Source organism: Thermosporothrix sp. COM3 (genome assembly GCF_059696735.1).
Window position 1 is genome coordinate 2,018,230 of the sequence record NZ_AP019376.1, and the last position, 13,690, is coordinate 2,031,919.

Annotated in this window: 7 protein-coding genes; 3 read left to right on the plus strand and 4 right to left on the minus strand. The window is 53.3% G+C overall.

Going from position 1 to position 13,690, the window contains the following annotated elements; translation table 11 throughout:
• Positions 1-2 precede the first annotated feature (2 nt).
• Positions 3-3,056, minus strand: a complete 3,054-nt coding sequence (locus KTH_RS08885; protein ID WP_497617951.1) for a DUF6788 family protein — start codon at positions 3,054-3,056, stop codon at positions 3-5.
• Positions 3,057-3,396: 340 nt separating this feature from the next.
• On the opposite strand from KTH_RS08885, the gene KTH_RS08890 reads away from it, so the two are divergent.
• Together KTH_RS08890 and KTH_RS08895 are read left to right on the plus strand one after the other, a co-directional pair.
• The gene (locus tag KTH_RS08890) at positions 3,397-4,518 is read left to right on the plus strand and encodes a winged helix DNA-binding domain-containing protein (RefSeq protein ID WP_497617953.1); all 1,122 of its coding nucleotides are present in this window, start codon (positions 3,397-3,399) and stop codon (positions 4,516-4,518) included.
• Positions 4,519-4,968: 450 nt separating this feature from the next.
• Positions 4,969-5,625: a class I SAM-dependent methyltransferase gene (locus tag KTH_RS08895; RefSeq protein WP_497617955.1), complete on the plus strand. Its 657-nt coding sequence runs from the start codon at positions 4,969-4,971 to the stop codon at positions 5,623-5,625.
• A 92-nt stretch (positions 5,626-5,717) separates the two neighbouring features.
• On the opposite strand, the gene KTH_RS08900 is transcribed toward KTH_RS08895, so the two are convergent.
• The gene (locus tag KTH_RS08900; RefSeq protein ID WP_497617957.1) at positions 5,718-5,915 is read right to left on the minus strand and encodes a helix-turn-helix domain-containing protein; all 198 of its coding nucleotides are present in this window, start codon (positions 5,913-5,915) and stop codon (positions 5,718-5,720) included.
• Positions 5,842-6,108, minus strand: coding sequence for a YlcI/YnfO family protein (locus tag KTH_RS08905; RefSeq protein ID WP_497623317.1), 267 nt, complete (start codon positions 6,106-6,108; stop codon positions 5,842-5,844). Before KTH_RS08905 ends, KTH_RS08900 begins: the two co-directional genes overlap by 74 nt.
• A 146-nt stretch (positions 6,109-6,254) precedes the next feature.
• Between KTH_RS08905 and KTH_RS08910 the strand changes: the two genes are divergently transcribed.
• A complete protein-coding gene (locus tag KTH_RS08910; protein ID WP_497617958.1) occupies positions 6,255-6,824 on the plus strand; it encodes a dihydrofolate reductase family protein in 570 nt (189 codons plus the stop codon).
• A gap of 497 nt (positions 6,825-7,321) precedes the next feature.
• On the opposite strand, the gene KTH_RS08915 is transcribed toward KTH_RS08910, so the two are convergent.
• A complete protein-coding gene (locus KTH_RS08915; protein ID WP_497617960.1) occupies positions 7,322-13,690 on the minus strand; it encodes an SDR family NAD(P)-dependent oxidoreductase in 6,369 nt (2,122 codons plus the stop codon).

A 13,690-nucleotide genomic window follows, 5' to 3' on the forward strand; every position in this document is an offset into this window, starting at 1 on the left:
TATCAGGGGGATATTGATCCGGGGCGGTTGGAGAGCAAGCGGAGTGTTGTGGCTCTGGTAACGGCCTCCTGACGATTGGTCGCACCGAGTTTGCGATAGATGTGTTTCACATGGGTTTTAATGGTGTTTAATGAGACAACAAGTTCCAGGGCGATAGCTGGTTGACTCAAACCCGCAGCCAGCAGGTGCAGGATACGTTGTTCTTGCAAGCTCAGAGGGTGTGCAGCCGAAGTGACAGAGAGTGTTCCCGGTTCAGAGAAGGCCAGCACGAGACGGCTGGCATACGCATGCAACGGAGCAAGGCGAATTTCAGGAAGAATGGTTCGCAGTATGTCGGCCATGTGTTCACCCGCATCCAGAAAGAGGCGCTGGAAGGCTTCGGGTTGTGCTCGCTCCAATGCTTTCAGCAGCAGCAATTTTGCATGCCGCTGGGGATCGAGACTGTTTGTTGGCAGCTCTGTAGAGGCAATTTGAGCATGGGCCAGGGCTAAAAGCGCCATCTGTTCCAGTTCTCCACGGGAGGGCTCTTCCCGCTGCCATTCATGAAGCAGGGAAAGCGCCTTATGAGGGTTGTTCTGAGCCAGAAAGAGACGCGCTTTGATGAACATCTCCTGTTCTCGCTGGACGAAGGGAATGAGGGTTGCTGTTTGCGTGATGGCTGCCATATGCTGTTGTGCGGCTGCTGGATTGCCGCAGGCGAGCGCGAGCCATGCCTGACCGATCTGTAATTCTCGCTGTAGTTCGGGCTTGTAGAGCTGTGCAACTTGCTCCTGTAGTATGTGCCATGCCTGCTCGTCTTCTCCCAGAGCATGGAGGGTACGCGCCAGCACAAGCGCCGCGTGAGCTTGAAGCTTCTGGCTCTTGATCTGCTTGCCGTTGGTCAGGGCCTGAGATGCTTTCTGTCTGGCATTCATCAGATCATTTCGCTCATAAGCAAGCCTCGCCAGACCAAGCAGAGCCAGGCCTTGATCATCAAGCATTTCCGCTTTGTCCTCTGTTTCCGACAGAGCCTGTTGATAATAGTGTTCTGCCTGCTGTAATGCTCCTTGCTCAAAGCACACATCTCCCAACATCAGAGTAGCGGTCATCAAGGGCTGGATGTTCTGGCTTGCAGCGCAGAGCGCCCGTGCTTCTATCAGTCCTGTGCGGGCTGCGTTGAAACGTCCCGCAAACTGTTCCTCCATACTTGTATGGAGCAGGCACATTCCGCGCCATCTGACCTCCTGCTCAGGTAACAGGGAGAGTGCCTGTCGTGCAGCGGCAAAGGATTGTACATAATCATCTTGCCACCAGGCCATCAGCGCGCGCAGCGTATAGATCGCTCCGCGATGAAGTCGATCATCTGCTGTCGATAAGCCCTGCTCTGCCTGCTGAAGCAATTTCTCAAGGAATGCCCGGTTTTCTGGCACGGAGAGATCTTTGACGAAGAGAGACACCACAGCATACATAAAGCAAAGAGCAGGAGAGGCAAACACAATCTTTTCGGGTAATTGGGCCAGCCTGCGATGAAGTGTGTAGTGCCAACCTGCCGCAAATTGTGTTGGAGGGTAGCGCTCTAGAAGCAGTGCCGCATAGGGATACTCGTGAATTGCCAGCGCTGTTTCAATGGCTTCATCCAGCATATCGTGGCTTTCATACCAGTGACAGGCACGTCGTAAGAGGGCTTTCAGTGCCTCTTCGCCCAGGCGTCGTCGCGCTTCATCTCTCAGAGCTTCTGCAAATAGCTCATGATACTGATACCACTGTCCTGGCCCTTCCAGCGTTTGAAGGAAAAGGCCCGCCCGCTCTACTTCTTCCAGCAGGTGCTTTGTGTTCTGGCTGTCGGTAACGGCATCACAGAGGGAACTATTCAGGCGGGTCAAGACGCAGGTCTGCAATAAGAAGTGTTGAAGCGCTTCTGGCTGTGCGACGAGCACTTCATTGATAAAGTAGTCCATGATGGGGCGATGGGTGTTCGCCAGGTGGAGAAGGGAATGCTCAACCTCTGGCTTTGTGCGTCCTTGAAGTGTGAGTGTGAGGAGGCGCAGGCCAGCCGCCCAACCCTGTAGTTGTGCGTCCACCTGTTGAAGCGTTTTCTCTGGAATGGTCAATGAAAGTGCCTGCCGGAGAAAAGCCGCAGTTTCTTCAGAGGTGAAGCGCAGATGCGATGCCTGGATCTCTTGCAACATCCCATTTGCCCGCCAGCGAGCTAATGGAAGGGGTGGAATGTATCGAGAAAGCAGAACAACATGGAGAGAAGCCGGGAGATGGTCGAGGAAAAATGTCAGCGCCTCATGAATAACGGGCTCTGTAATCGTATGATAGTCTTCCAGAATCAACAGACCTGTGATGTCATGCCTGGAGAGCTCATTGAGAAAAGGCGTAAGCATCTCTTTCTGGAAAGGTGGCTGAAATGCTATTGGAAACCTGTCGTTTACGCCAACGTAGAACCGCTGCAAGGCTGTAAGCACATAGGTCCAGAAGCGGTCGGGGTCGTTGTCGCTTTTCTCCAGGGAGACCCAGGAGATGGAGCGTATCTGTTCTGGAACATGACAGCTGGTTTGCCATTGCCGGATCAAGGTTGTTTTGCCAGAGCCTGCCGGGGCGACAAGGAGCGTCAATGGATGCGAATAGATGCCGTCAAGTAGCGCCAGTAAACGTTCTCGGGCAATCAGCAGAGCAGAAGAAAGACGGGGTGGCTGAAGTTTTGGAAGAAGGAGAGGAGGCGCCTCGCTTTGCTGATGCGAGGAGGCTACAGGGGAGAGGAGAAGGGCGATGCTTTCTAAGCGGGCTATGGTGAGTCTGGTGCTGGCCCCGATGTACTTTTTGACCGTTCGTTTTCCCTGGCGTCGATAGGCATACCAGTAACCAGCACCCCCGTTGGGGCGTACCTCCTTCTGGAGGTTAAGGTTTCCGTTACGTCCCTGGAAAGAGAAGGAAGTATGGTCAGTGAGCCAGTGAAACCATTCGGGTGTGTCCCCTTGAAGAAGCGGCTGACCTTGAGGATGTTCTTCATAGAGCGCATATGCTTTTTGTTTTTCGACCCAGTGCAGCAGGTAGGTGGCAGTTTTCGGCATAAGAGTCTAGATCCTTTTCTCTGTTTCCCAACATCAATTCTATCTCCTTGACAGAAGGGGTTGCAAGTGTTTCCCAACAAAGTATTCTTGCCTTTTTATGCTCTTGTCTTCGTGGCTTTTCATCTGCTTGCGTGGAAGAACTGCCTCCGTGAATTGGATGGCATCTTTTACGTCGCGAAGCGAACTCCGATGGATATGGCAGGTGGAGGGGACAGGAAACAAATTTGAACACCATATGGCGAAAGCATCTGTAATGAGGACGAATTCTGACCGCATAAAGTGGTATTCTCTTCTTAGAAGTTGTGTGACAGCGTCACTTGGATGGAAAGGAACAAAGCTCATGCATGCCTTAAAATGGTACCAGGTGCACGCCTGGCGTTTATCGCAACATGGTCTTTCCCCGCGTTTCTCCTCACAGGATGTTGCTTCGGCAGTAGCGCGCACCGGGGGGGTTCAGGCTCAGGTCCTGTCTGCTGCCGAACTGGCGATATGCACCCGTGTGGAAGGGCTCGCTCCTCACGATGTCAAAGCGGCGATCTTTCAAGATCATACATTGGTGAGGACATGGGCCATGCGTGCTACCTTACACTTACTCCCTACAAAAGAACTTCCTCTGTATGTAGCAGCGCGTGACTGGCAGAAGACTGAGAGCTGGTCAAAGTATTTCGCTGAATTTGGCCTCTCAAGCGCACAACAGGACGCCTTTCTTTCGGCTATCCCGCATGTTTTGGAACAGGGACCTCTCACTCGCCTGCAACTTGCAGAGGCGGTTGCCAGGCATACGGGAATTGTTCACTTGCGAGACTTTATCCTCTCCTCGAGTTGGGGAACTCCCTTGAAGCCATCTGCCTACCGCGGAGATCTCTGTCTGGGGCCGGGCCAGGGCAAGACGGTCACCTTCATGAATCCTGGAGGCTGGATTGGGACAGGGCAGCCAATCGAGCCCAGGCGGGCGCTTCAGGAAATTGCTCGTCGGTATCTGCGCGCTTATGGCCCGGCAACTTCAACTGATTTTGCTTTTTGGTGGGGATGTGGGAAAACCGTTGCAAAAAAAATCTTCCAATCGATAGAAGAGGAGTTGGAAGAAGTCGAGGTGGAAGGGTGGAGAGCCTTTGTCCTGCGTGCGACGCTTCCCCATATCCAAAGCATTGAACCAGCAGAACGGATCCATCTGCTTCCTTTATTCGATGCCTATACGATTGGGGTACCGCGCAATTGTGATCCGGTCCTGGCGCAGGCCTACAAGCGCCAGGTTTTCAACCCTCAAGGATGGATCTTTGCGGTCGTTCTCGTCAACGGCTCTATCCAGGGGGTCTGGCGCTCTCACGTCCGGCGTGCGCAAATCACCATCAGGGTGAACCTGTTCTCCCCGTTGACATCCTCGATTCGTGAAGGGATAGAAGCCGAAGCGGAACGACTCGGCCACCTCTTCGAGAAGCGGGTCTTGCTAGAATATGAGTAAGTTGCCTTCATCCATACACTGCTCTGGGAAGCGGGACGGGCTGATTTTGCGTGCGTCTCTTCGGGAACCAGTGGGGGCTGTCTCCTTCTTCTGGCTTTCAGAATAGATGAGCAGCCCACCGCTTCTTGTCGTGTCTCGCTTTTAGCGATTGTTGGTATCCCCCTTCCTGAAGGCAGAGGCTTTTTAGCCCGTTTTTGAAGATCATTTTCGAGGTGTTCCTGTGTGTCTGGTACGCTGCATATCGTGGAAAGGCCAGGGCGCCCATCATCTGGCTATGAACGCGAAACGGAAGCGAGATACCGGAAAAACAGGTAAATAGACAGGGTTGCTTATTGGCTCTGCTGGTCTGGATGATAACAGAGCGGTATCACGCTGGATAACTGAAGGCATTGGACATACAGCGCTCTCTCCTTTTATACTGCTCTGTATAGATTACAAGGAGGTATATATATGGCGGAAGAAGTACGAGTAAGGGCGCGGCGTCTGGCACAGGAATATATTCAGCGAGGTGACGTGACGGGCTGGTTCGAGGTCCTGTATGCAGCAGCGGAGGGAAACGAGCAGGCGATTCAGTGGGCGGACATGGTTCCCAATCCCGGGCTACTTGAGTGGCTGGAACGAGAAGAGGTGCATGGCGAGGGACGGCGGGCGCTGGTTGTTGGGTGCGGGCTTGGCGATGATGCTGAGGAGCTGGCGCGCCGGGGGTTTGAGGTCACGGCCTTCGATATTTCGCCCACAGCTATTGAGTGGTGTCAGCGGCGCTTTCCTGATTCACGGGTCACCTATGTTGTTGCCGATGCTCTGAAGTTACCTGAGGGCTGGCAGCGGCGCTTTGATTTTCTCTTTGAAGCCTATACTTTGCAGGTGCTCCCTCCCGAAGCGAGACAGACTGCTGCCCGTAACCTGGCGTCCTGTCTGGCCGAAGGTGGAATATTGCTGGTTATTTGCCGTGGGCGCTCTCCGGAAGATCCTGAAGGAGATATGCCCTGGCCGTTGACTGCCGGGGAGCTACAGGTCTTCCTTGAAGCGGGTCTCTCCGAGACTCAATTTGAAGAGTATTTTGAAGAGTCGTCGGTCAGAAGATTTCGGGTGACCTATTCCAGGTAGAGGCGAGACCATCGCTGCTTGTCCCGCGAAAGATGTGGTCTATAGATCGAAGCGCCTGCCTGCGTGGGCGTCAGGAGCGGAAGCGGTCTTTGTCACTCCGGGAGGCAAGAGGAATGCGCCCTTCCTTCCGGACGAGAAGCGTTCTCTGTTCGGCGCGTGTGCCTAAAGCATTCTCGTCGCTCTTGAAGAGCCGCGTTGTAGAGCTCGCACAAGAGGTCAAGGGTGTGGGTTACGTGCACACGTTGCAGCCGGGTCGGGTACAAGCGATACGTAAACGCCTTGATTGACATCCTTGCCTCTGCCTTGCTGGTATTGCTTGATGTACTCGCGTAATGCCCTCACAACTCCCCCATGAAACGAACGTCCGTGAGCTGCCGCCAATTGCTTCATCGCTTCATACACCTCATGAGGATAGCGGGTATTGATCGCAATCACTTTCTTTTGTGTGTCAATGGTACCATTTTTGCACGGATTGAGTACCATTTCAACCCTTTCTCTTCCCTCCCACTCGCCTCAAAAGGAACGCGCCATTCATCCCCTTGTCTGAAGCCCAGGGGTCTTCTGGCGCGCAATCGATAACCATATTTCAGGCGAACAGAAAGAAGAAGAATGGGAAAGGAGCAACGAACATGAGAAAACTCTGGGTAAAGGCGTGGCTGACCCTGGATGGAGTCTTTGATGCGGACACAATGGGTCACTGGTGGCCGCCTGCTGGCGAGACCGCTGCGGATGCAGCAAGAAGGCTAGAGTACGTTGTAGAGGAGTACTCTAAAGGCGACATCTACTTGCTAGGACGAACTACCTATGAAATGCTTTGGCCAGGTTGGTCCACACAGACAACTGGCGATGGCCCCGGGCCGATCCTCAACAGCATGAAAAAATATGTGGTCTCGACGACGCTCGAAACTGCTCCCTGGAAAGAATCTACCATCATCAGAGAAAATGTGGTGGAAGAAATCACCAAACTGAAACAGCAGTCGGGCAAAGACATTATTATCGATGGTAGTGCCACACTGGTTCACTCGCTGATGGGAACGGATCTGATCGATGAGTATCGGTTCTTAGTCCTGCCCTACATCATGGGAAGGGGAAGGCGGTTCTTCCCGGAGGGGACGCTAGAGACGAAGCTTCGGCTTGTCGAAAGCAGGAGGATCAGTTCCGATACCCTGGCTGTTGTCTACCAGCCAGACAACAGCTAACCACCTGGTTTTGCGGACAAGCTCTAGTATTCTCATGCCCATTCGGAATTGATCTGGAGAGATTCCGCCCAGATCATTCCAATGGACATGCATATGACGTTCTCAGCGCTTCCGCAAAGGGATACTCCTCCACCCTATGATGGGACCTCCTGTTTGGGCTATGTAGACGCGCATGCAATTGAGGTGCCAGCGGAATCGACAACTGTTCCCCCGGAGCAGTGCTTTTACGGACTATCCAGCACTCTGTAGCTTTGCTGAGCGCAAGCGCCATAACATTGTCTTCTGGAAAGCCCGTACACATCAGATCTGCTTTTGAATGATATTCGGGCTTTTTCTTTGAGCCGCCGGGTAAGGACAGGAGGCTCGATCACGAAGCGATGCGCACAGGAACACTGCCGGCAAGAGGTCCCTGTGCGCTTTGGTTCCGATTCGGATGCGAGCGTCAAGGAAGAGACAGCCTGTAATCTCAAGAGCACCTTTTCTCTGGAGCGGGAACGCTATTCAAGGTCAGCTAGCTCCTGAAGTAGGAGTGTTTCTACCTCCTCATCTGAGAGGTGGCTGATCTGCTCCTCATCTATTGTTGAGGGGCTCTGTTCCTCTGGCTTCACACTCCCTTCTGATGGTAAAGGCGTCGCTTCCTTTTCTGCCAGCAGAAGAGTATGCAGGTGTTGCGCCAGTGATGCAATGGTCGGATAATTGAAAATGAGTGTTCCTGGCAGGGGAAGGTGCAGTATATCTGCCAGACTATTCTTGAGTTCAAGTGCCATAAGCGAGTCAATCCCAAGCGTACGTAACGAAACTGCTCTACCGAGCCGGTTCCCATCCAGATGAAGAATCTTCGTGACCTGCTCACGAAGAAGTGTTTCCAGAATATGGACTGCTCGCGCCCCTGTAGAGGCTAACAGGACGTCTCGCACTCCTGGCTCTTCCGGATCTGGTTGTTTGCCCTGGCTCAAAAGCAACTGGAAAAGAGGGTGATGATGGCCGCTGTCCCATTTCTGCACATCGAGAGGCATAACAATGGCCTGGATCGGTTTTTGCTCGAGCAGATACCTCAAGATTTGCAATCCTTCCTCGGGGAGGATACTTCCAAGTCCCTGCTGCGCAAGCCTTTCGCCCCGTCTCTTTTCCGCGGCTGCCAGACCAATGTGGGCCCAGGGGCCCCAGTTGATGGAGAGTGCAGGTAAACCACGAGCCCTTCTGTAATGAGCCAGAGCGTCAAGAAAGCTATTTGCTGCTGTATAGTTTCCCTGACCGGGAGAACCCAGAACAGAGGTTACTGAAGAACAGAGTACGAAGAAATCTAATGCCAGATGTTGGGTCTGCTGATGAAGTAACCAGCTCCCTGCTACTTTCGGACTCATCACATGAGTGAAATGGTCAGGGGTCAGGCCAGAGAGCGTCTGATCCTCAAGTAAACCGGCAGCATGGATTATGCCACGTAGTGGTGGCGCATGTTGTTGTATCTGCTGGAAGAGTGCGCTAACTTCCTTCTCGACCGTGATATCGGTCTGAATGGGCTGAATCCGCCCGCCTACAGCTTCGGCCTCGGTTAGAAGCGCTGCTGGTACTTCTGTCTGTGCGGCACTTCTACTGGCCAGAATAATGGTGCGTGCCCCCTCTTTGAGCATCCAGGAAGCAAAGGCCTGGCCCAGTCCTCCGGTGCCTCCCGTGATTAAGTAGCTGGCATCTGCCCGGAACAGCTTCTGTGGGAGCGGGCTGATCATAGCATCTTTATCCTGGAAAGTGAGCACAAATTTGCCGATATGCTTTCCCCGGGCCATTTCGCGGAAGCCATCGGTAGCCCGACTGATGGGTATAGCACGATAAGGCAAAGGATGCAATTGCTTTTCCTCAACGAGCCGCTTCAGCTCCAGCAAGAGCGAACGGACAGAAAGGGGCTTTTCGCGCCAGAGCCGTTCCATATCGACAACAAAAAATGCCTTGTTCTCCTTCAGAGTGCTCAAGTTCAGGTTCATGTCCTGATACACATCGCGCTTGCCCAGTTCGAGAAAACGTCCATTTGGAGCAAGGAGCGAGAGGCTGGCAGAAAGAAAATCTCCGGCCAGAGAATTGAATACAACGTCTACCCCCTGACCACCTGTTATCTCCCTTACCTCGTTGACGAAAGAAAGGGAGCGAGAATCCAGGATATGACGAATACCCAGTGATTGCAGGTAGGAGTGCTTTTCAGCACTACTGGCAGTCGCTAGGATCTCTGCTCCCGCTAACTGTGCAAGTTGAACGGCTGCTAATCCTACGCCTCCCGCTGCTGAATGAATCAGGATACGCTCACCTGCCTGGAGTCTGGCAAGCACGTTTAACGCATAGAAGGCTGTAATAAAGGCGACAGGTAGGGTAGCCGCTTCTTCCGGGAGAAGATGGGCTGGTTTGGGAATGACAAGCCGCGCATCAGCGAGTGCATGTGTACCGAAACAATGTTTGGCTACAGCCAGCACCTCGTCACCGGGTTGAATCTCGGTTACATGCTCTCCAACTGCGACAACTCGTCCTACACATTCATCACCCAGGGTATGGGCCCCGGTATCGGGATACAGACCAAGAGCCTTTAGCACGTCGCGGAAATTCAGCCCTGCAACCAGCACTTCAATTTCTACTTCCTGCGGGCCCGGCTTCTGTCGGCGGGTTTCGTGCAACGCTAACCCGTCAAGCGTTCCCTCTTTGGTCTGAACGAGCATAAATGGACGTCCATCTGCTCTGATGGGTTGCTGTGGGCTGGCTGTATTTGTGCTTAGTTGAAGGCGTGGCACATATACTGTATCCTCGCGAATAGCGTATTCATCCTCAGAGGCATTTAAGAGGAGAAGATTGCTGCATAGCTCAAGCTTTGCATTGTTGCCGAGATCAATAAGGCTGGCCCGTAAATTCGGGTACTCCAGGCGAATCGTGCGGGTCAAACCCCAGGTGCATGCCTGAGCCAGGGCGTTTCCGGAATCTGATGGCAGAAGAGGAACGCCTTGCGATAAAACCCAGAGACGGGGTGTGGAGGCCAGAGAAAGCGTATGCAATGCTTGAATCAGGAAAAGGAGACTCAGGTAGCTACTCTGTGTTGTTTCGTCTGAAGCATCGATACAGGCGTGAATAATGCCACTCCATTGCTCCTGAGTAACGAACTCTGCCAGGAGATCCCGGTAGGCGGCGGGGTTCTCACCTGCAAGCTGGAGGTGTTCTGTCAGCGATACAATATGGCATTGTTCTCCCTGTGCTTCCAGATGTGTACACAGTTGTCTACTCACTGCGCTGTTATCTGCCAGAAGCAGCCACTTCCCGGCAGGCAACGCTGAAGGAGGAGAGGGTGTAAACGGGTGCCACTCAAGATTATACAGCAACTCCAGAGGAATATGTTTCTGCATCCCTTGAATTCGCTGGAAGCTGACATCTTTCATTTCAAGGAGCGGTTGCCGGTGGACATCATAGAACGTAATATCGCCTTTCTCCGTATCAGAGGTGGCCCCATCGTGGCGGGTGGCATGGTTTGTATGGTTGCTGGAGTGTACCCGGCACCAATGCGGTAGACTATCGGTCCGATAGATGTGTATGTGCTCAAAGCTCACAGGGAGATATGTGGCGTCATCAGAAGCTTTCAGGAAGCTTGCAACTGCGAGCTGCAACCCTGCATCGAGTAAGGCCGGGTGAGGAGAAGCGGTTTGTGACTCCTCGACAACGTGAAGCTCCGCGAGAGTAGACCGCTCACCTTGCCAGTACTGTTTTACTGTCTGGAAAGCAGGCCCGTAGAAGAGCTGATGTTTCTGTAGAAGATCGTAGAGTTTTTCTGCTGGCTGCGGATTAGAGCGTTGCGGTGTGAAAGGCTCGGATGAGGAGCTATGTTGTACTGCGACACGGATGTTTCCCTGTACATGGCAAACCCATTGCGCTCTTTCCTCACCCTTCCGACGACTGAGAAGCTTAAAGCTATAGCACTTCTCGCCTGTGGGTAACAGCAACAATTGAAGAGAGCGCGTCACTGCCTCAGATAGCAGGAGCGCTTCTTTGATCTCCATCTGCTCTATGCTATATGGTGTTGCCTGCGATAATGAGGCTAATGCTTCCATCACAAGCGTCAGATAGAACGTTGCTGGTAGTAGTGCCTTCTCTCGTACCCGATGATCCCGCAGATAGATGGGAAACTTGGGCGAAACCGGAATGTCCCAGTAGTGGCTTCTGGCTGGAAGCGCTCCCTCAAAATGCTGACCGAGCAAACCATGTTGTTTATGGCTCTGCTGCATAGATGCATTGGACGCGGGCAGAACATCACTGAACCAGAAGCGCTGACGCTGCCAGGGATAGGGCGGGAGGTGAACATGATTCCCTGCCTCGGGATAGAGTTGTTGCCAGTTGAGCTGGCAGCCCATGCTGTAAAGTGTGCCCAATGACCGGTAGAGCGCTGTTGGGTTCTCGCGATAGAAAGAGGGGATACTTGTGTGAGAGGTGCCTGTTGTTTCCCTCAACGAGGTAAGCAGAACAGGATGGGGACTGATTTCAATGAAGATGGTGTTCTCAACCTGGTTCAAGCTCTGAACGGTCTGCGCAAAGAGTACCGGATTTCTTAGATTGTGAACCCAGTAATCTGCATTGAGTTCAGAGCCGAGGCAGCAGTTTCCTGTCACGGTTGAATAGAAAGGGATCTGAGCTGAACGTGGCTGAAGCGGGGCAAGCATTTGCCGCAAGTCCTCCCGGAGACTATCGACCTGTGGACTATGTGAGGCTGCGTCTACCTTGATAAACCGGCAGAAGACGCCTTTCTGCTGAAGCTGTTGAACAATAGTATTGAGTGCCGCTGTATCACCGGAGAGTACCGTTGTGCTTGGGCTGTTGCTGGCTGCAATTGCCACAAGGTCTTCATAGCCCTGTAAGGCCTGCCGCGCTCGCTCTATGCCGACTTCGATCAAGGCCATTGCCCCTTTGCCGCTGATTCGGCGGAGCAGCTGGCTCCGTAAACAGATAATTCGGGCAGCGTCATCCAGCGTCAGAATGTTGCTACAGCAGGCCGCCGCGACTTCGCCCATGCTATGGCCGATAACAGCGGTTGGCTCGATGCCCCAGGAACGCCAGAGGGCAGCCAGAGCGTATTCTAGCGCGAAAAGAGTTGGCTGAACAATATCGATCGCCTGAGACGTGGGCTGTTCTGGCGGTGCCAGGCATTCAGCCAACAGCGAGAAGTGGCTGTATTTCTGGATAAAAGGCTCGCATGCTTCCATTGCTTGCTTAAATACTGGCTCTGTTTCCAGCAGATAACGCGCCATGCCGGGCCATTGTCCTCCCTGGCCGGGAAAGACAAAAACAATTCCAGAGGGTGTAGTCTGTTCATCCTGCTCAAGAGGCTGTTGGGCAAGCTCAAGCAGAGCTGAGATCACATCTTCCTTTGTGGTTCCGGTGATCAGTTGGCGATAAGCATGCTGTGTCCTTCTCCGGCTTGCTGTATAACAGAAATCAGCGAGGGAGAGCGCGGTATCCTCCGTTAGCCATTGCGCCCACTGCCTTGCAACCTCTGAAACAGCCTGCGAGGAATGTGCGGTGACGGGTAAAAAGAACCGTCGAGACCGCTGCTCTTGCTGCTCTATCGGTGGGGAAACAGGTGCTTCTGCCAGAACCGCATGTGCATTTGTACCGGTCACACCAAAAGAGTTGACGCCCGCGATGCGACGCTGTCCCGTCCATGGGATGGGCGATGTTGAAATGCGAAGTGGCAAATCTTCCCAGGGGAGGGCAGAAGTTGGCTGTTGATGGTGCAAACTGGGTGGAATGATTCCATGCTTCAGACTGAGCGCTGCTTTGATAATGCCTGCGATTCCGGAAGCGGCTTCAGTGTGGCCGATATTTGTCTTGATGGAGCCGATATAACAGGGCTGCTCTGGCTTGCGGCCATCGGCCAGAAACAGGCCCAGGGCCTGTAACTCGGTCGCATCGCCAACGCTTGTCCCGGTGCCGTGTGCCTCCACATATTGGACTTCGGCAGGAGAGACCCCTGCTGCACGATAGGCTTCACGTAATAACTCCTGCTGCGCCTGGACTCCGGGAGCAACCAGTGAGTGACCGCGTTGTCCATCGTTGTTTATGGCACTGCCCAGTATCACGGCATAGATGTCATCTCTGTCTGCAAGCGCAGCCGAAAGGGGTTTAAGCAGCACCATACCCGCGCCCTCGCTCCGCACATACCCATCTGCTCTCGCGTCACCAAACTTACAGTGTCCATCAGGTGAGAGCATTCTGGAACGAGAATAGCCGATAGTAATATGTGGCTGCAAGATTACATTGACTCCGCCCGCAAGTGCCATTGCACACTCACCGTTACGCAACGCCTGACAGGCTAGATGAACTGCGACCAGCGAAGAAGAGCAGGCGGTATCGATAGCCATACTGGGTCCCTGTAAGTTCAGCGCATAGGAGATACGGCCTGCGGCTGCGTAACGCCCTCCCCCGGTCGTAATATAGAGGTTGATATCAGAGGTTGCCGCAAACATCTGATCCTCATAGTCACCTGTCCATATCCCGACATAGACCCCTACCTTCTGATCATTGATGACCTGTCCCGCATCGTCCAGCGCCTCCCGGGCAAGTTCCAGGAGGAGACGCTGTTGTGGATCAATGAAAGGGGCCTCACGAGGTGTGATGTGAAAGGCATTGGCATCAAACAGATCAATATCCTCAAGAAAGCCACCTTTATCAGATGCAATCTTGCCAGCGGTCCCGGGTTGGGGATGATACAATCCCCGCGTTTCAAAGCGCGTAACCGGGATTTGTGAAATTGCATCCTTGCCATGTATCAGAAGTTGCCATAAAGAAGAGGGGTTATTGGCCCTCCCCGGGTACCGACATCCAATCCCGACAATTGCTACAGGCTCCAT